Raw genomic sequence first — 20743 nt, 5'->3', positions numbered from 1 at the left:
CTCAGCGCAGGCTATTGTTTTTAAAGTAGTGCTCGGGTGAAATACGGATCGCGGCACCGGTAGGACAAGCGCGCACGCAGGAAGCCCCGCCCGACAAATCCTTGCACAGATCGCACTTGACGGCTTTTTTCAAGGCATTCGGATCATAATCAGCTTGACGTTGACCCGGTGCGGCACCAAGACCAAACAAAGTCCACAATAAACCACCGCCGGCTTTCGGCGGCTTTTGCACCGCCATTTGGATCACGCCATATGGGCAATTGCGTTCGCAATTACCGCAGCCGATACAGGCGTCACTGATGAAGACTTCCCCCTGCTGCGAGCGGCTGATGGCATCGGGCGGACAATCTTTCATGCAGTGCGGATGTTCGCAATGGCGGCACGCGGTCGGCAAATGGATGTTGGCAAAACTGGGGCCGAGTTCGCGCTTGAGACGTGAGGTACCCTGATGGGTTTCGGCGCAGGCGGTTTCACAATTATTACATTGTATGCACAGCGACTCATCGATGAGCAAAACATCAGACGCTTCACCGACGCCTTGACCTAGCAAGAAGCGCATCAAATCACTCTCGCGCCCGGTGCTTTGCTCGAGCATCACATTGTTCTGGGTGCGCTGCAAGGTTTTTGCTTCTATCGCCACGCGCAAGGCGGGGTTGGCGGCCAACTGCTGCTTGAATGATTCGCCATTGAGTATCAGGGCTTCCGTCATGACGGTGGCGGTAACGGTGGCGGAACGGGGCGCATCGCTGAGCAAGGCCATTTCACCGACGTAGTTGCCGGCCGACACATAAGACAGGATGCGTTCCTTGCCTTCGCTCAATTTCGACACGGTGACCGAGCCGCGCCGTATCAGATACAGGCCGTCGGCACTGTCGCCATCGCGAAACAAGACTTCATTGGTATTGTAGCGCCGCATCTGCACACTGCCGGCAATGAGGGCATCGATCGATTCCGGCGTCAACATCGGGCCGATGTAATTGGCAATCGCGTGGCGCACGAAGACTTCGTCCATTTGCGCACGTACATCGTCGACGGCGGAAATGAGTTTGAGCATGGAGCGGCGCGGTGTTTCCAGCAACACACAGGCTTGACCGGCGCGCACGGTAGCGCTGCGACGGCGGCCGGAAATCAAACCCATTTCACCGAAATACTTGCCTTGTTCCAGCGTAATGGTTTTCGGCTTGCCATCGGCACCGACCACCTCGACGTCCACCGAGCCTTCGACCACAGAATAAAAGGTATTGGTGTAATCAAATTTCTTGAACACGACGCTGCCGGCGGTGGGCGTGAGTAAATTCGATTCGAGCAAAAATTCACGCAACTGTAACTTCGACATGCCTTTGAACAAGGGCACATTCTGCATGATGCTGTCGATCACCAGCGAAACGCTGGCAGCCGGTTTCCAGGCTTTGAATTTGGCGCGCAACAGCGGCTCGTCGACCGGTTCGACCGGCTGACCGAGAATGGTGTGCACCACTTCGTAGCCTTGGTTCATGGCTTGCTTGATCAGCGGATAACCACCGAGTGCACCGACGATGTACAGACCCGGCACATTCGATTCATAGCTTTCCGATAAAACCGGCACCGAGGTGGGGTTAGCGTTAGGAAAAACGATGCCGAAACTTTCGATCAACTTGCGTGGCGGCGTGGCACCGAGGCGCGCGATGACGCGATGACAAGGGATGCTGGTCTCCCCCTCTTTGCCATTGAACACAAAGTTCAGCGGCGCACTGCCTTGACTGTCTTCGATGCGCACGGTATTGGCGCTGTAACAGATAGTGATTTTGCCGCTTTTTTCTGCCGCTAAAATCAGGCTGCGATTACCATCTTTACAAAAGACGAATTCATCGCCGCGGTTCATCAGATAAACTTTATTCTGATTGGCCAGCGCCAGCGCGTTTTCTATACCGGCGTCACCGGCACCGATGACGATGATGGTTTCACCGACAAATTCGTCGGGGTCGGCCAGGGTGTACTGCACGCGCGCATGGTCTTCGCCCGGTGTGCCGGTCTTGCGTATATTGCCTTGCAAACCAATGCCGAGCACGACGCTCTTGCTCAGATAAGTACTGCCATCTTCGCTGCGCACGGTAAACAATTGGGTACTGGCATCGCGATCGATGGCATTGACGCGCTTGCCGTAGGCGATATTAACCTGTAATTTGAGCAGTTCGGCATCCCAAGTCGAGAGCAATTGCTCACGTTTTCCGACGCTAAAACTCATGTCGCTGCGCAAGGGCAAGATCCCCGGCTCGGCCATGATATGCTTGCCTTTTTGATACTTGAAGATGGTATCGGAAGCGTGCTTGGTATCGGCTTCGAGCAGCAAATGCGCGCTGCCGAGCGCACTGGCGCGCGCTGCCGCCGACAAACCGGCCGGGCCGGAACCGACGATGATCAGATCGTAGATGGGCGTGTCTTGTGCGGGCATAAGTGGTTCAGTCATGGTTGGCCTGCTTGGCCGGAGTAGGAATGAGGCCACGTAAGCCGCTCAGTTCGGCACTGAACAGCTCGGGCTGATAACGCTCTTCATTGATCAGGGTTTTACGCAGCGCCGCCAAGCGGCGGTTGATGTCGGCCACACCAGTCAGCGCGCCTTGTTTCGACAGCGAAGCGGTCAAACTCGAAATCGACATATAGGCTTGCTCGGCACCGGCGTAATCGGCATAACTGCCGGCGGCGGCTTGGGCGACCAAGGCGCGCAAGACTTCGCGCAACAGCGCTGGATCGAATTGCTTTTGCTCTAAAACATTCAGGTAGCGGCCGATGTGCGACGAGAGTTGTTTCGCCAGCGCCAGCGGATCGGCATTGCTGTTACCGGCGATGGAACGATGCAATTGCGCGACTTCCTCATTGAAAGCGGCCGAACCGGGCTTGTCGACGGCAGCAATGATGGCACGCAACATCAACAAATTGCTGTCATTCAAATGCATGCGCCCAGGACCGACGCCCAAGCGCGGCGAGGCTTTCTTTTCACTCATAGGGTGATGACAGGAATGGCAATCAAACAAAACCAATTCCGGGAACAAACCGTCGCGACCGCGTTTCGGATCGACCAAGGTATCGAGTAATTGTTTGGCCGCGAGTGCCTGACCGATGGCCCAAATCCGGTTACTGTCGTATTCGCCTTTACGCTGATGCCAGTCGGCATCAATTTTGTAATGCGCCGGAGCGATGGTGGCGAAGGTTTCGAGTTCGAAGGAAATGCGCGGGTGACCAGCACCCATGATGCGGTGCGTGACGAAGCGGTTTTCATCACCGAAATGGCAAGACAAACACAGCTTGGCTTGTTCGACCGGACGATCGGTCGGGTACAGGCCATTTTTCACATTCTCGGCATGGGTGGTGCCGGCCACGGTATGGGAGGCGATCCATTTTTCGGCTGGGCCATGACAAGCTTCGCAAGCCACGCCTTCCGAGACTCGATGGCGTTCGCCTTGCAGTTTCGGGGCCGGATTGTGGGCATGGCAATCGAGGCAGATTTTGGCTTGCTGCGCCGGTTCTTTGAGACCGAGGCTGCTGGCAATCTTGCGCGACTTGTCGCTAAGCAAAACGTTATAGGCTTTGGCATGTTTATCCAGCCGCACCCAGGTGGTGTACTCATTCTGCAAGACATTGCTGTCCTGCCAAGGCGTGACCGAGCCATGGCAAGTACTGCTGGCGCAATTGACGCTGCCGACCGTCTGTGCGGTGGCCACATTCGGCAAGACGGCATCGTTAGCGGCGCTGGCAGCGCCAACACCGCTTGCCAGCGCCAGCACGCAGAGTATGCGCACGATCATTGAAAGGGAAATAGACGCTCTCACTTGCTTCCTTTCGGCATGGTTATGGCAGGCTTTCCAGAGACAAAGTCTTGCATCCGTATCGTATCGGTGACTTTCCAAATCTGGCCGTCAGGCTGCATATACAGTTTTTCCATTTCTTTGGCCAGGAAAGGACGCGCACCTATGCGTCCGAACACGGCAATTTGGTTGCCGGTTTCATCGACGGCGCGGTCACGATCCAAACCTTTCGACAGCGACAAGGCCGCCGAGGCAGTGCGACGCCAAGCGATCAATTGCGGTTTCGGTTCCGGTGAAAAGCCATAAAAACGCGGTTGGCTATCAGGTGAAGTCAATTGCAAGACTTTCAAACCATTCTTGCCATCGGCTACATAAGCAAACAGCGAGGCATTGGTACTGCCGACCACGACGTCACGCGCATCATTGAGCTTGCCGTCGGCGGTAAACAGTTGGTACAGGGTCGGCTGGTCGGCTTTTTCGATATCGATGATGGCCAGACCTTGCGCCCCGGCAGCGACATAGGCATAGGTGCGGGCCAGATACAGTTTTCGGCCATTCTGCAAGGGCACACTGTTCGCCTGTAACACCGGTTTGCTCGGCTGCGTCACATCAATCACCCGCAAGCCGGTTTTATCGGTCACGTACAGGTAGCGGAATTGCAAAGCCGAGGCGCGCGCATCATCGAGCGGCACTGTCGCCACATGGCGTGGCTTGAGCGGATCATTGAGGTCGACAATCACCAAGCCGGCCGGCGTGGTGATGTAGGCGTAGTGCCCGCCGAGCGTGATATGGCGCGCACCGGTCAACAAGCCACGCGGATTCCAGGTCAGCGCGCGGGTGAGAAAATTATTGCGCGGCTCGCCGTCGGCCAAGGTATCAACATTGCTCAGTATCAAGCCCTCTTCGGCATCGGTAATGAAGACATAGTGATAGATAGGATGGAAAGCTTGTTCCTGATTGGTCACACGCATCAAATCGCCGCTGTTACGCGTCGGTGCGATAGGCTGATTGGTCGGCAAGGCCATGCAGGTGGCGTTTTTCGAAGCAATGTGGGTGCCTTGCCCGAGCGCCGAAAACGGCGCGGTGACGATGCGTTGCGACACGCCTTTATTGACGATGTTGGCGGTGTCATAAACACGGAAACCGCCCTTGCCTTCGGCCACGAACATGTATTCGCCGCGCAATTGCAAGCAATTGACCGCGTCATCAGTGCCATGATCGTGCGATTCCGTCAGCTCACCAAGATGTTCCTGATGGCGACGGAACCAATCGGGATAGGCATAGCGCTGCAAATAACTGCCGATCACCGCTTGCGGCTCGTCCCATTCGGTCACCGTGGTCGCTTCGATGTGACGGCTTTCGCCCAACCAAGCGTTATAGCCGATGAAATTAACGAAGTTCGTGCCTTGCAACAACAATTGCGCCATGATGGCATTGTTATCGTTGTCTTGTGATACGTGGCAATCGCTGCAAGTCTTGGTTTCTTCCTTGCGTTCCGTATGCGGGTAATGCGGTGCGAAGGCTTGCGAAGAAAAGCCGCTGGCAGCGATCGGTGGCTGCTGTATGTAGATTTTTTCGCGGTTGATATTGGTCGACGACAGCACCAAGGCCGAGCTCGAACGTACCGGCGTGACCTTGCTGCCTTTCACAGGTCCACTGATACCGAGCTGGAACATGTCATCGCGCACTACCTGCGGATTATACGAAGCGTAATTACGCGTTTCGCCGCCTTCGTAATGATTGCGTTCGGTTTTCCAGTTGGCTTGAATCGGCAAATGGCAACCGGCACAACTGGTAGTCCAAGACAGATGACAAGTGAAACAAGTCATCTTGTCATCATCATGGGCGAATTTCGCCACGCCCGGGCCCCACTGCCCGGCGCGACCTTCTGGCCCGGCCGCCATCAACTTGGCACGTGCCGCCTTGGCATTGTATTTAGGATGCTCGGGATTAACGCTGTCGCGCACCAGGCTGACTTCCCACTCTTTATCGGGATCGAGCGCGGCGCGTTGATACAGTTTTCCTTCGCGCCATTCAAAGCGACGTCGGCCATCTTGCGTCTTGAGCAGGGTCAGATCGAGGCCACCCGGTTGCGCCGCCGGGCCGCTGGTATGCAAGGTCGGATATTTCTTGGCCGTACCATGACAATCGGCACAATCGATTTCAATCGCCGCCGCCGCTTCTCCGTAAATATGGCCATTGCCATGCATGTCTTGGGCAAAATGACAGTCGACGCAATGCATGCCGAGGTCCATGTGTATCGAGGACAAATGCACGGTTTTCTTGAATTTATCCGGATCATCATCGGAGACGATCTTGCCTTTGGCATCAAGCAATGCTCCTTTACGATTACGTTTGAACACGGCACGGAAATTCCAGCCATGACCATGGTAATCGGCAAACTGGGTGTCTTTGAGCTTGCTATTGAGTTCAGAAACATTTTTCAAGAACTCGGGCTCATTCCACTTGCCGCGCGCGGCCGCTTCTTCCGGGTTACGGTCTAAACTGCTGCGCAATTCCGCATCGGTCGGGTACTTCTGCTTCTCCGGCCACATATGCGGGGCATCCGATTCGTAATCCCACATGGTGTAGCCATAGAAAGAATTGACGAAGACATTCGGTTGATGCATATGGCAAACCATGCATTGCGACGAGGGAATCGCGCGCGTGAAGGCATGGCTCAAGGGGTGACCGGGTTCGTTTTTAGGGATGGTCGGATCGATGCTCGCGCTCGTGCCATTGTTACCGAACTTGGCATATGGCCCGGAATGTTTGGGGTCGCGGTCATTGGCGTAAATGGTATGACAGGCGGTGCAACCGGAAGAACGATAATCGCCAGGCTGGTCATTGGTGCCGAGGAACCACAGATGCGGATCGTTCAAACGGGTCTTGGTGATATTGATCGCCGGAACGGCAATCCGACTGCCGGTGCCGGGGCCACGATTCGATTGATGGATATCAGGACGACCCGGTTCATCGAGTTTTTGCAAGGTACCGGAAACATTGGGCAAACCGATTTCTGGAAACTGACTCGAAATTACCCGACCGCCCCGTTCAAACACGCGAAACACGTCGGCCGGCGGGATAGTTTCCCAGGCGGGCAAAGGATAGAGGCGGTCGAGTATGCCCTTGTACACAAACTGTTCGTTATCGACGCGCACAGGATTGATCACCGTACCGGGTTGGCTGTCATGGGTATACGATTCACCGAGTACATAACGTTTGTACGGCAAAATCCCATTGTTGTAACTGGCCCCGCCCCAGAGCATGGCCGAGCTTGCCATCAAACTGCGTTCTTGCGCCTGGATCACAGGTAAATGACAACTACCACAGGCTTCACGCGCAACGCGTAAATCACCGGGATTGATGAAGCGGATATAGGCCGGATGTTCTTTATTGAGACGCGCAAACGAATGCTGCGGATTAGCCGAAGATGGATAATTCCAGAATTTTTCATCGCGCGGCATGATATGCGCCGCATCCAAAGCCTTCCAATACTGTGGCGTCTTGGTCGCGCCAGTGTGCGTGATACTCGCATTACCACCATGGCAATCGGTACACCCGAGCACCACCGCCGGATTGGCATGCATGGTATGACGGTCGGTCGCGCTATGGCAACTCATGCAGCCGGCCGATTTGGCTTCGGCTTGGGCAGCAGTTTGTGCTTTCGGCGCGGCTGGGGCGATGTGATAATCGCGTTCGACCAGTTTGGCACCGTCCGACGCAGCAGCCGGTGCGGACCAGAGCAAGGGCACGCCGCCCAACAGCAGGCAGCACAACGCGAACAAGGAAAGGCGGAGCAGGCGAAGGATTTTCAAAATGTCAGTACCATGTTTAAAGCCACGGAATAAAAACTACCATGCCCATCGCCATACAGGGCGCGCAAGCCGGCCCCCGGTTGCAGCACGGAAGCCGAGCCATTGACGATCAGGTTTTGGGTAAAGTAAGGGCGCCAGTGGAAGCCGACCGAGAGGTCGGTGCCGATCACAGCCGAAGGCATGGCTTGATTGCGTAACAGCGAGAGCACACTGGTTTCCATGAAACGCAGATATGACACATTACTGAACAGTCGCAATTGCGGCAAGACATCGGCATCGATACCGAGGCCGACCATGGCCAAACCAGGATTGACGAAATTCGATTGCCCTTCATCGGCCGAAGAACGCAGTGAAGGCAAGAGGCTATTGCGACCAGCAAGCGCCACCCCACCCCCACCGATCAAGGGCAAGGCTTGGCGCACGAAGAAAGTACTGTCGGCACCGGCGAATTTGGGATTTTCCAAAATGGCATCGAAGCCGGTCGCCTTGTTATCGTTCGGATCTTTATCGCCAGTGGCCAGCAAAACATTGCCGCGCACGCGCAGCCAGTCTATATCGCGCGACAATTCAGCGGCAAAAAAGCCGGCACGGATTTGCTGCGCCTTTTGCGCGATAGGATTATGTTCATCGGTGCCGAGGGCGGCATAGGCCGAAGCAGTCAGATTCCAGCGACCGAAGTGGCCGTCGCCGTTATAACCAAGATAAGTAACTTGGTACTTATGCGGGCGCACATCGCCGACCGCGGCCGGGCGCACCAGAAAACCATTGCTGTCGTAAGCAAATTCGGTTTCACGGTTGCGATTATGAATCACGCTGAACTGCGAAGTAAAGCCAAGCATAGGCCAATCCTGCCGGTACAGATTGGCGACAAACACATCATCGTGACGCAAACCCTTGCCGAGATCATTGAGACCGCTGTTGCTATCTTTTTCTATACGGCGGAACCAAGCCAGATTGTATTGAAATTCATTATTGTGACGGTTGCCGAAAACACGTATCCCGAACGGTGCATCCTGAAATAGAAAACCACGGAAATCGGCATTGAATGGCTGTATGCCGATGCGCATACTATCGAAGTCAAAGCGTTCGGAGACATTACGCAAATGGAAATCGGCGAATAATTCCTGCACAGCGGCAAACTGGTCGTTGCGCGTCGTCCCTTTGCCCGGGTCGATATTCAGCGCCCCAGCTTCTCGCACAGAAGCATGATTAAAATTGAATACAGGCACGAAGCGGAATTCAAAATCCGGTGGGCGGAAGGTGGTATCGCCCTTGATCAAAGCGAAACTCAGGGTCAGGTTTTGCGCCAAAGCAGTTTGCTGCCCAGCACCGAAGATATCATTGGCCCCCGCTCGTATCGCCACCTGTGCCGCCACTGGCGTGGGCAAGCGGCGTGCTTCAAAGTTAGTCTCAGAGACCACGCCTAACTCAAAGAACAGTTCATTCCCGAGACTCTTGAGGACAGGCATATCCCCCTTGAGCGGGTTTTGATTATACGGATCGTAGAGCGGAAATTTATAGCCCAGCGCCTGCATCAAGCGCCAGCGATCCGCTACGGCCTGTGTTTCACGCGGCAAGTCGGCTTGCGGTGGCGCGACTTGGGCACTGTCTATCGGCGGCAGTGTCAGCAGCATAGGCACATGCCCGGGACGCACACTATCGACGCCGCCCGCGGCAGTGTCATCAAGGAAGCGGGCCGCTTGCGCGGCGGGAAAGATGAACAAGGCCATCTGACCATACTCGGCCGGCACATTTTGTATCCAACCGCTGAGTTGGCTAGGCAAGGCCACCCGATACCAGTCGCCGCGTTGCTCCAACACATTGAGCAAATTCCCCCGCGCGACTTCCGCCATCGCCTCGGCGCTGCGCGCTGGCGCGCCGCGAACCAATACCGTAGCGGCTTGCACTTGCAATTGCGTAAATGCCGGCTGCGTCTCTTGCGCCGCCACTTCAGCACTGTAAAACAGTGCTGCCATCATCATTCTAAGAAGCAGCGGTTTATGCATCACAAGCCATCGCAGACGTTTTGCTCACTACTAGCATTGAACGGTGCCTGCGGACATTGCGCATAACGCAGACGCAAACCCGACAGCGGCAAGGCCACACTGTCGATGCGCATGGCGGCCGGCGCATGGCCGAAACCACTGTGCAACGCGGCAGCGGCACGCGCCACCCCAAGGAAAGCAATCATGTCATCTTGATCGACACCATCACCAGAGACACCGATGGCAGCGATCAAGGTATTGCCACGGTAAATAGGAAAGCCGCCCGGGAAAATCTGTATACCGTTTTTCAATGCGGCGATGCCGGTATTGGCCGGACTGCCACTGGCGCTACAATTATTATTCGCCGTACCTGGTTGCGTGATGGCTTCGATCAAGCTGCTGTAGATCAAATCAAGCTGCAAACCATCATTGAACACGCTCCACTGCGACAAAGCTGGGGCCAAAGGACCATTGCTATTGGCATCAATGCCATCCGGAAAGTTTGGTCGTGCAATATTACCGATGGCGCGCGCTGAAAAAGCCGTACCATCAGCGAAAGCATACGACTGATTGAAAAACGTTTGCGCCCCAGCTACATATTTGCTGGCTAAGCTGAATGGCGCACCGTTTGCAAATCCCGTCCCGCCCAGATAGGCCAAGGCTGGCTGTGCGTTCAGCGCGGCGGCGCTTTGCGTCGAGGAAAAGAACACGGCCGTGCGTGCTTTTTGCAGCGACACATCGGTACCGAATACCGGCGCATCAGGCGTGCGAGTCAGCCCGAGCAGCTTGCCGTTGAGATCGACCACCGACACGCTGACTTGCGCCGCCGATCCCTGCGGACTGCGAATCTGCGCACGCGCTTGATTCGCCACACCTAGTGCTTGCTGCAACAAGGCTGTTACCTCGGCCGCACTCAAGCCGCTGCCGCCTTGATCGATGGCTACTGGCGTTTGCGAAGCGCTGGGCGCATAGCGTGGCGCGCCACTGCTATCGCTGAGCACATAGCCGTTCTGCGTCTGAAACACCGAGGCATCCGCCACAAAGCCCGAAGCCGCCGTACCAAAAGCCTGACCGGCCCGAATCGACGTGGCATCATAATATGTCGCCACCGCCGACAACTGCCCGGCACCGGCTACGCTGACATCGCGCAAACTGAGCGCGCTGACCGCGATCAATGCCGCATCGGCATTCGTATATGGCAAGGCCAAACCACCGGCAGTGATACGCTCGGCACGAATGCAACTTGGCGCTTCGAAACCTTTGCCAGCCGACTGGGCGATACGTTCATCGATATCGGTATTGCCAGCGGACGGCGTTTTATCGAGCCCATAGACCGCATCGGCCATGACACCGATACCACCAACCACGCGGCCATTCTTATACAAGGGGAAACCACCGGGATCGGCCGATAAGCCTAGCGGAGAACGCTTGGGGCCAACACTGTCGACAATGCCGCGCGTAACAAAATCACCACATGGCAATTGACTGAACTGCACACCGAATAAGGGGCCACCGGCAGTTTGTAAAATTTCCGGAGCGAAATGGTTTTGAATAATGTAGCTGGCCGTGCGGGTGCTGAAAGCATTGCCGGAAGACGACAGATACGCACCAGTCAGTGACTTGGCGATGGCCGCCAACTCCGATGGCACGATGCCATTGAGCGCTTCCAAGCCTTGCGCTGGCACACCAAGGCGCGAACCGATGCTGATGGTATCGGCAGCGCCCGTCATTTTAAATACCGCCAGCACATTCCCAGAGCGGTCGACTACCGCGACCGTGGCTTTGGCATGAATACTGACGGCCGCTTGCACGGCCTGAGCGATGATGGTTTCGACCTCGGCCGCCGTCAAAGCTTGCGGCACTGATGAGATCGTGAATTGACATCCGCTGCTGACGGCGGCACTGCTGCCGGCACTGCCGCCGCCGCCACCGCAAGCACACAGAGCGGCCAGCAAAGTCAAGGCCATGGCCAAGCGGGCGCGCGGCTGGAAGAAACTCGAGTGATTCATCATGGGACTATCTTTTCCGCCGCAAGTGCTGGCACATGTGTCTTGCTCAATATCGAAGCGGCACTCGCGGCCGGCAAGTGGAAACCATGGCATAAGCCACAATCGGAGCGCACTTTATTCGGTACCGGCGTGTTGCCGGCATGGCAGGTACGGCAATCGCTGATGCTCGGCATCAACACCTGATCGGCTTTGCTTGAACTGGCAGCCTTATGGCAATCTGCACATTGCGCCGTAGCATGTTTACTGTGATCAAACGCGGCTTTCGGCATCCAACTATGGGCTGCTGCCAATGGGGCAATTTTCCACTGTGGCATATCTTGCCCCGGTGTACCGGCTTGACCTGGCGTATTGACACGACTCACTTGATGACACACCACGCAGGAGGTTTTTTCAAACAAATCGGTCGCCGCCGCCACTGCTCGGCTACGTGCATCACCAGGGGCATCGATAAAACTGGCCACGGTTTGGGTATGCGTGCCACCGGGCCGGATCTGAAATGGTGCTACCAGGTCTGGCCGACGGTCGAGTGCGACCCGATTGACGCTGACATAACTATAAAATTCACGCAAAGTCGACAACACTTGCGATACCGAGCCGTGCGGCACTTCGCGCTGCGACACGGCTGGCTCAAACTTCAGCGCATGACAGCTCTGGCAATCTTTTTTCATAGTCACCGGGACAAACCCCACCCCATCGGCATTGGGCTTATGGCAAGCCACACAGCCCAGCACTACTTTACCGTCCGGGCTGGCTACCCCAGCCTTGGCCACATGCACGTCATGCGGGAATTTCAGCGTCGTGCTTTCCGATAAGGGATGGTCCTGACGTTGCCGCACCAAGATGCCGGCGGCATCCGCCGTTTGAATACGGAAAGCCGGATGGCCGGTGGCAAAATCGCTGACGTTCTCGGTTTTCGTAGCCGCAAAACTGGCTTTAATATTGGCATGGCAACTACTGCAAGCAACTGCCGTGTAACGTTTATTTTGCTGCGCCAAGCCAAATTCACCTTGATGATCACGATGGCAAGTGGCACAGCGTACCTCATGCAGCTCAGCAACATTGGCGGTATGCTGAGGGACATGGTCGCCGGTGTTTTTATGACAGCTCAAGCACTCTTTATCTTGCACCCGCACGAAAGGCTGAGCATGACAAACTTTACAATCATTGGCCCAAGGCTGATGAGAACTCGATACATGACCAGGATTCCAACTGGCATCGAGTTGCATATAAGTGGGGGCGGCGGCGCGTGGCGGCGGTGCGGTAGCATGCTTAGCAGCACTAATCTCGGCCGCGCTCGCAGGCGGCTTGAAATACTGACCGGCATGCATAGCCGCAAATTGATCGGGCCAGATACCGGCGGCAATCGGTGCCAGTAAGCAGGCACTGATCAGTGCCAGAAACAAAACCCAGGAAAGCCAGCGGCGCCCGGCCAGCGGTTTTTGCAGCCGCGATATTTCCGCAGAAATCGCATCGTCAGGGGTACTGTGCATCTTGACCTACCAGTAAAAGAAAACGGCAACGATATGGGCAATCAAGCAGGCCAACAGGGCGAACGATAGCGGTACATGAACGATGAGCCAGACTTCCGTCCAACTTTTCAGGCGTACATAGGCGCGAATACGATTGAGCTGCTGCAAGCGTCGAAATTGCAAAGTGTAAATTTCTTGCAACAGCGGCGTGCGCTCGGCGCGATTTTGCTCGAGTGCCGTCAACGTTTGCTGGGTCGCACAGTGACGATTGCGCCCGGTAAATCTTTGCCAATAAGCATCAAAAATATGCGCCCGCGCCGATTCTGCCAAGCAAGCCTGGATCTCTGGCGTCGTGGTGCCAGCCAGTTGACGGCATTCATCGTCAAGATCGCGCAAGCTCTGCCCGTATTGCTGCAAAGTTTGGCCGTTCAGCAAATTCCCCATCATCGCCGGTTGCCGCAGATACAGCACCACACCCCAGAAGCCGCTGAGAATGACAGCAATCGTCAAGGCATAGGCCAGCGTATGAATATTCCAAGCGAATTCAAAACCGGTATGCAAAGTTGCCACCACGGTCAAGGCCAAGCCCAAGTAGACATGCGCCGACAACCAGCCGCGCAGCGTACCGAGGGTGGAATGGTAGGCGCGCTTGCGCATGCCGAAAGCGAGTAACCACAAGATCAGCAAGGCCGCCACGGTTCCGAGTCCGTAGCCGAGCGGCGTGCCGCCATTGGGTTTGAGCGGTGGATTATCAAAGGCGTACAAGATGATGCAAAGCGCCATCAAAGCCAAAGCTAATTTCAAATATTTTAATTTCCCAAAGGATAAAATATTGTCTTGCGTCATAGTTGAAAGTGCTCTAAGTTAGCGTCTGTTTTGCGGCGCGAGGGCAGTTTTATTTGCCGTATGAATAAGAAAATAGCAAATTATACTTTGCTCTACGTCAATTACATCCAAAAAACCCGACACTTCATGATCATTTTTTTCTTTCTTGCAACACTCCTGCTGACTTTGATCGTTGGACTGCTGTGTCTGATCTGGAAAAAGCCCATTTCCCTCTTGCGCAACGCGGCATCGGGCTCGCCGGAATGGAAATTGATGCTCGCCAAGCGTTTGGAAATTGAAGAAGAAGTGTTGCAACCAGTCAACACTCAAACACTGCTGCGGCAAGAATGGACGCAATTAGCCGATCAGGTACTGGCACGCGGCCCCGTTGCGGCGGTAGATGGCCCCGATCAGCGTTGGCAACTGAGCGCCGCCGTGGCGGTGTTGGCGCTCGCTATCTATGCTTTGACGACACAGTGGGATAGCCGCGTCTGGCAATCGCCGGGGGCCGACGCCGTTACCGAGGCCAGCGTGTCGACCGTATCAAACGAAGCGAGCATGCCAGACAGCGCCAAACATCCGGGCAGCAGCGACCCGATCGAGCAGCGGATTGCGCAGTTAGAGAAAAAATTACAAACCGCACCGGATAATCTCGAAGGCTGGGTATTGCTGTCGCGCTCGCGCGCCTTGCAGCGCAATTTCAGCGGCGCAGCGCAAGCACTCGATCAAGCCTTGCTGTTGGCACCGGGGCATCCCGACATCCTGGCCGACCTGGCCGACGTATTAGCGATGAGCAATAACAAAATACTGGCTGGACGACCACTGCAACTGATACAACAAGCGCTGCAAAATGATCCGGTCCATGCCAAAGCCTTGTCGCTGGCAGCTACTGCGGCCATGCAAAACAATGATATCGAGCTGGCGGCCGACTACTGGCGCCGTCTGCGTGCCAGCTTCCCAGCCGGTGCCCCCGACATCGCCCAAATCGATGCGATTTTGGCCGATTTACCGGTGCGCCGTGCAGCTACTACTGCTGCAACTGCAGCAGCTGCGGCAGCGCCGGCACCTGCGGCAGCGACCACCAGCCTCGCCGGACAAGTCAGCGTGAGCAAGGAATTGCAACAGCGCTGGCGCAGCGCCGGGCTGCCGGCCAGCGCCACCTTGTTCATCATCGCCAAAGCGCCGGACGGCACGGCCATGCCACTGGCGGCGCGACGCTTTCCCGCCAGCAAATTACTGGAAAGTAACTCCCTGTCGTTCCAGCTCGACGACAGTCAGGCAATGAATCCAGCCAAGAAGCTCTCGAGCATGCAAAAAGTCCGCTTGGAAGCGCGCATCTCGATGAGCGGCACACCGGGCAAGCAAGCTGGCGATTGGTTTGTTGCCCTCGATGACGTTGCTGTCGGTAAGCAAGATGTGCTGTTGCGCATCGCTACCGTGCTGCCGTGAAGCGTACTCTGATGCAGAGCACGTATATTCGCTACTTTTTCCGATAGAAATTAAAAAATGATACCTGAACTGGGACAATTCGCCCTCGCGCTCGCGCTCGCACTCTCGCTCGTGGCCGGCAGCTACGGTTTGTGGCACATCAGTCGCCGCAGCCAAGATGAAGCGTATTTATCGCGCGCTATGGCCGGCTCGAGCATCTTGGTGTTCGGCTTGATTGCAGCGAGCTTTGGCGCACTCGTCGCCAGCTTCGTCAGCAGCGACTTTTCGGTGCGCAATGTTGCTGAAAATTCAAATATTTTATTGCCGCTGCAATACAAAATTGCCGCCAGCTGGGGTTCGCATGAAGGCTCCATGCTGCTGTGGATACTCATGTTGGCTGGCTGGACTGGCGCCGTCGCGCTGTTCTCGCAAGCGCTGGCCGCCGGCTTTCGCGTGCGCGTGCTGGCGATACTCTTGCTCTTGCAAGTCACCTTCCTGGGATTTTTACTGTCGAGTTCCAATCCCTTTCTGCGCCTGCTGCCAGCCGCTGCGGCCGGGCATGATTTGAATCCACTGCTGCAAGATCCGGTCATGGTCAGCCATCCGCCGCTGCTCTACATGGGCTATGTCGGCTTTGCCGTCAGCTTCGCGTTTGCCATCGCCGCCCTGCTCGAAGGCCGACTCGATCCGACTTGGGCGCGCTGGTCACGCCCCTGGGCCAATGCCGCTTGGTCATTTTTGACCATCGGCATTTTGCTCGGCAGTTGGTGGGCCTATTCAGTCTTAGGCTGGGGCGGCTGGTGGTTTTGGGATCCGGTAGAAAATGCCTCCTTACTGCCATGGTTAGCCGGCACCGCCTTGATCCATTCACTGGCCGTCAGTGACAAACGCAATGCCCTCAAAAGCTGGACCATCCTGCTGGCGATGGTTGCCTTCGCACTCTCGCTGCTCGGTACCTTCTTGGTACGCTCGGGCGTACTGACATCGGTACATGCCTTTGCTACCGACCCACGCCGCGGCATACTGATACTCGGCTTACTCATCGTCATCATCGGCTGCTCCTTCATGCTCTATGCTGCGCGCACCCGACAAGTCGGGCTGGGCGGCCAATTTGCTGCCGTATCGCGCGAATCCATGCTGCTGGCGAATAACTTATTACTCGTCTGCGCCCTCGCCGCGGTCTTGCTTGGCACCTTGTATCCCTTGATCGTCGAAGTGCTGAGCGGACAAAAAATGTCGGTCGGTCCACCGTATTTCAATGCCGTGTTCGCCCCCTTGCTGTTGCCGGCCGTCTGGCTGATGGCGCTGGCACCGCATAGCCAGTGGAAAGCCATGCCGTTGCTGGCAGCAATCAAACCGATGTGCCTGCCACTGCTGGTCGCCATCGCACTGACCGGCGCGGTCATCTGGAGCATGGGCAAGGGCAGCCTGCTGATGGCAATCGGTCTGGTCGCCGCCATCACGCTGGCGCTGGCCACCCTGGCCCATCCGCTGCAGCAATTACGCAAGCTCAAAGATAACGGTGCCTCGCGCGCCTTGTTCGACCGCATGCGTTTGCTCAGTCTGTCGTACTGGGGCATGATCGTGGCCCACTGCGGTATCGCCCTGTTCGTCGCCGGCGTCACCATGGTCAAAACCTATGAAATCGAACGCGATCTGGTGATGCAACCGGGTCAGACTGAAAGCATAGGACCATGGCGCTTGAGCTTCATTGGCGTCGATCAAGTTCCCGGCCCGAATTACCTGGCTGCCCATGGCGTATTCGAACTCACGCGTGGCGAAGGCAAGCTGATCGAACTGGTCGAACCGGAAAAACGCCAGTTCAATGGGGCTGGCCAAGTCATCACACAAGCCGCGATTTCTTACGGTTTCTTCGGCGATGTGTATGTCTCACTGGGCGAAGCCAGTACGACACAAGAACAAGCTTGGAGTGTACGAGTCTATCTGAAACCCTGCATCAATTGGATCTGGTGGGGCTGCGCACTGATGGCACTAGGCGGCATCCTGACCCTGTTTGACCGCCGCTACCGACGTCGGCCAGCAGCACAACATACTGAGGCATCGGCATGATGCGCGCCTTACGTCTGGGCCTGCCGTTGTTAGTGCTGGTTTTGCTTTCCATCGTGCTCGCCCGTGGTTTACAACTCGATCCGCGCCACCTGCCCTCGGTGCAGGTGGGTAAAGCCGCGCCAGCATTCAGCCGTCCCAGCCTGGCGCCAGCGGCAGCATTTTCCACGGCCGATTTGCGCGGCCAAGTCTGGATCATGAATGTCTTCGCCTCGTGGTGCTCGGCTTGTATCAGCGAGCACCCGCGGCTGCTGAAACTGGCCGCTGAACACCAACTGCCCCTGATTGGTCTGGCGTATAAAGATGAACCAGATGCGACGCGGCAATGGTTACAAGAGCATGGCAACCCCTACCGCCAAGTCGCCCTCGATATCGATGGCAGCGTCGCCATCGATTACGGCGTATATGGCGTTCCTGAAACTTTTGTCATCGATGCCAAAGGGATCATCCGCTATCGTCACGTCGGCCCTATCGATGATGATTTTTATGCCGTCCACATCGCACCGCTGCAAAGCGCTGCCGCCCAATGAAGGAAAACCTATGACCCGCCTTGACACTGGTACGCTGAAATCGGTGCCTGCCAGCGCGCAAGCCGACTACGAGCGCATGCAACACCTGGCGGCTGAATTACGTTGCCTGGTCTGTCAGAACCAAACCATCGCCGATTCCAACTCCGGCCTTGCCATCGACCTGCGCCATCAAATCAGCAGCCAGATCGAAGCCGGCAAAAGCGATGTGGCTATAAAGCAATATATGGTCGAACGCTACGGTGAGTTCGTGCTGTATCAACCGAGTTTCAACGCCACCAACGCCATGCTCTGGTTGGGGCCGTTTCTAATGTTGCTACTTGGCATAATTTTGACCTGGCGTATCATTAAAAAAAATGCCGCCCGCGCAGCCCTACCCGGCTTGCCTGCCGACCCTGCCGCACCCAGCGCCAGCCGCGCCTTAGAAATAGAGCAACGTTACCAACAAGATATACAGCACACAAAGTAACGCTGAAACAACAAGCATGCTCTGCAGATGGTGGAGAGCAAGTACAATTCTGGCATTATTGCAATAATCCAAGAAACTCCGTGTGCCCATCGGTTCGCCACGGTATCAACCAGGAAGCTCGATCACATGATGAAGCGCAAATTTCAACTGCGAATAGCCCTTCCGGTGTTCTTTGCCGCCTTGGTGACGATCACGGCGGTACTGATTTTCTTGGTCAATTACATTTTCTCGCTGTCATCGATGGATAAAGTCAGCCGTGATTACATCGGCAATGTCGGCAGCTTGGTACTGGAAAAAACCCTCAATCATTTGGCCCCGGCAGCCAAATTAGCCAGTATCAATGCCGATTTACTCGATCCGCACAACAGCCAATCCGATTATTTGAAAAATTTCAATCGCGTAACAATAGGGCAATTAAACGTCTACCCGCAAGTCACGCAAACCTATATCGCCGATACCAAGGGCAACTTCCTGCTCAACACCCGTGAAAAAGACGGCAGCATTGCCTCCCAATCGACCACCCGGCTCAGAGATGACGAAGCCGCCCGCAGCATCGTCGCGACCGCCTTGAGCATGCCGAAAGTCAGCCTGGAAGACAAAGCCGCCATCGCCGCCTTAGTCACGCCCATCATCAAGACCAGCGCCAGCTACCGCGATATCGACGGTCAGCCAAGCAGAACGGAAGTACTGAAGGGTTCGGTCTACGACCCGCGCCTGCGGCCGTGGTTTAAAGCTGCAGTCAAGAAAAAATCGACGACTTGGACCCCGGCCTACCTGTTTTCTTCAACCGGTAAGCATTTCGCTTCTGGCCAACTCGGCATCACCGCCTCAAGCCCGATCTTGGGTGCGCAAGCGTTCTCAGACTTGCAAGGGGTAGTCGGCGTCGACATCACCTTACTCGAATTATCCAAATTCATCGGCAGCTTACAAATCGGCAAAACTGGCCGCGCCTTCATCATCAACTCCACCGGTCAAATGATTGCGCTGAGCGATTACAGCAAGGTCACCGTCACCAATGAGGCTGGCCAAACCAGCCTGGCCAACATCAACCAGAGCAAAGATGCCGCCGCTTTACTCAGCTATCAGCTGCTGGCCAGCGAAACTTCCGAGCACCAACACGTACTCGATGTCAGCGGTCCGCGGTTTACCAAATTTCAATCAGCCGGTCTGAACTACATCGGCTATTTCCTACCGATACCGGAAGAACTCGGGCTCGACTGGTACATCGGCATCGTCGTACCGGAAGATGATTTCATCGGCGACATCCGGCGCAACCTGGTACTGAGCATACTCATATCGGGCCTCGCTTTGCTCATCGTCTTCCTGCTCTCGATCCGCCTCTCCAAAGGCATCACCCAACCCTTGGCGATACTGACACGTGAAGCACTGGCGATCCGCGAATTCCATGTCGACGGCTCATTGCCGCTCCATACGCGCTTTCGCGAGTTACATGAAATGGCGACGGCGTTCGAAAGCATGAAGGCCGGCCTGCGCTCCTTCCGCAAATTCGTGCCGGCCGATTTGGTGCGCACCCTGGTGCAGTCGGGCGAAGAAGCAAGTCTGGGTGGGCGGCGCGAACGGATCACGATTTTCTTTTCCGATATCGTCGGCTTTACCCGCATCGCCGAACAAATGAGTGCCGAAGCCCTGATCACGCATTTGGGCGAATATGTCAGCTTGCAAAGCAATGTCATTGAAGAAATGCGCGGCACCGTCGACAAATTCATCGGCGACGCCATCATGGCATTCTGGAATGCGCCGCTGCCGGTCGAGCAGCATGCGCTGCGCACCTGCGAAGCCGCACTGGCGGTGCAAGCCGCCTTACGCGCACAACGGCCGCACTGGCAAGCCCAAGGCCTGCCGATCTTCCATGCCCGCATCGGCATCGAGACCGGCGACGTCGTAGTTGGTAACATGGGTAGCGCCAAGCGCCTCAACTACACCGTCATTGGCGACACCGTCAATCAAGCCAGCCGCCTCGAATCGCTGGGTAAATTCTACCAAGTCAGCATCTTGATCGGCGAAGTCGCCTTTGGCGAAGCCGGCAGCGGCATCGAAGCCCGTTGGCTCGATCGCGTCATCTTGATGGGCAAGAGTAAAGCCATCAATATCTACGAACTGCTGGCAAAGAAAGGTGAACTGGGCGAACCGGCCCAGCAATTCCGCGCCCTCTATGAAAGCGCCCTGCTGGAATACTTCGCGCAACGCTGGGAAGCAGCCGACAGTTTATTCGCCCAAGCGCAACAATTGCAAGCGAACGACCATGCCTGCACCCTGATGCGCGCGCGCTGCGCCGAATTCACCCTGCACCCACCCGCCGACAACTGGAATGGCGCGTTTGTGCCAGACAGTAAATAACAAGGA

12 protein-coding genes are annotated in these 20743 nt (G+C 56.1%); 5 read left to right on the top strand and 7 right to left on the bottom strand.

The genetic code is table 11. The annotated features are described in order from the left end of the window. Nucleotide 1: 1 nt before the first annotated feature. The 7 genes from RHM61_RS11065 to RHM61_RS11035 are packed head-to-tail and all read right to left on the bottom strand — an operon-like array spanning nt 2 to nt 13867. Nucleotides 2-2446: a cyclic nucleotide-binding domain-containing protein gene (locus tag RHM61_RS11065; protein ID WP_322247373.1), complete on the bottom strand. Its 2445-nt coding sequence runs from the start codon at nt 2444-2446 to the stop codon at nt 2-4. Then, entirely contained in the window at nt 2439-3806 is a 1368-nt protein-coding gene (locus RHM61_RS11060) for a multiheme c-type cytochrome (protein WP_322247372.1), read from the bottom strand. The genes RHM61_RS11065 and RHM61_RS11060 overlap by 8 nt, the downstream gene beginning before the upstream one ends. Then, a complete protein-coding gene (locus RHM61_RS11055) occupies nt 3803-7600 on the bottom strand; it encodes a hypothetical protein (protein WP_322247371.1) in 3798 nt (1265 codons plus the stop codon). The genes RHM61_RS11060 and RHM61_RS11055 overlap by 4 nt, the downstream gene beginning before the upstream one ends. Then, complete coding sequence (locus tag RHM61_RS11050) at nt 7597-9576, bottom strand: SH3 domain-containing protein (RefSeq protein WP_322247370.1); 1980 nt, start codon at nt 9574-9576, stop codon at nt 7597-7599. The genes RHM61_RS11055 and RHM61_RS11050 overlap by 4 nt, the downstream gene beginning before the upstream one ends. A gap of 29 nt (nt 9577-9605) precedes the next feature. Further along, nucleotides 9606-11597 carry a heme-binding protein gene (locus RHM61_RS11045; RefSeq protein ID WP_322247369.1) on the bottom strand — a complete coding sequence of 664 codons (1992 nt, stop codon included), beginning with the start codon at nt 11595-11597 and terminating at the stop codon, nt 9606-9608. Beyond that, a complete protein-coding gene (locus RHM61_RS11040) occupies nt 11594-13084 on the bottom strand; it encodes a cytochrome c3 family protein (protein WP_322247368.1) in 1491 nt (496 codons plus the stop codon). The genes RHM61_RS11045 and RHM61_RS11040 overlap by 4 nt, the downstream gene beginning before the upstream one ends. 6 nt (nt 13085-13090) lie before the next feature. After that, entirely contained in the window at nt 13091-13867 is a 777-nt protein-coding gene (locus tag RHM61_RS11035; RefSeq protein WP_322247367.1) for a hypothetical protein, read from the bottom strand. Nucleotides 13868-14035: 168 nt separating this feature from the next. Here RHM61_RS11035 and RHM61_RS11030 point away from each other — a divergent pair, with 168 nt between their 5' ends. The 5 genes from RHM61_RS11030 to RHM61_RS11010 all read left to right on the top strand — a co-directional run bounded on the left by RHM61_RS11030 (nt 14036) and on the right by RHM61_RS11010 (nt 20737). Beyond that, entirely contained in the window at nt 14036-15337 is a 1302-nt protein-coding gene (locus tag RHM61_RS11030) for a hypothetical protein (RefSeq protein WP_322247366.1), read from the top strand. A gap of 57 nt (nt 15338-15394) precedes the next feature. After that, entirely contained in the window at nt 15395-17386 is a 1992-nt protein-coding gene (locus RHM61_RS11025; RefSeq protein WP_322247365.1) for a heme lyase CcmF/NrfE family subunit, read from the top strand. Further along, nucleotides 17383-17913: a DsbE family thiol:disulfide interchange protein gene (locus RHM61_RS11020; RefSeq protein ID WP_322247364.1), complete on the top strand. Its 531-nt coding sequence runs from the start codon at nt 17383-17385 to the stop codon at nt 17911-17913. The genes RHM61_RS11025 and RHM61_RS11020 overlap by 4 nt, the downstream gene beginning before the upstream one ends. Before the next feature lie 10 nt (nt 17914-17923). Further along, nucleotides 17924-18379, top strand: a complete 456-nt coding sequence (locus RHM61_RS11015; protein ID WP_322247363.1) for a cytochrome c-type biogenesis protein — start codon at nt 17924-17926, stop codon at nt 18377-18379. Between the two features lie 126 nt (nt 18380-18505). Beyond that, nucleotides 18506-20737, top strand: a complete 2232-nt coding sequence (locus tag RHM61_RS11010) for an adenylate/guanylate cyclase domain-containing protein (protein WP_322247362.1) — start codon at nt 18506-18508, stop codon at nt 20735-20737. Nucleotides 20738-20743 lie beyond the last annotated feature (6 nt).

Origin of the sequence: Undibacterium sp. CCC3.4 (assembly GCF_034347425.1) — a bacterium.
Classification (GTDB): domain Bacteria; phylum Pseudomonadota; class Gammaproteobacteria; order Burkholderiales; family Burkholderiaceae_D; genus Undibacterium.
This window is presented reverse-complemented; position numbering and strand designations above follow the sequence as displayed.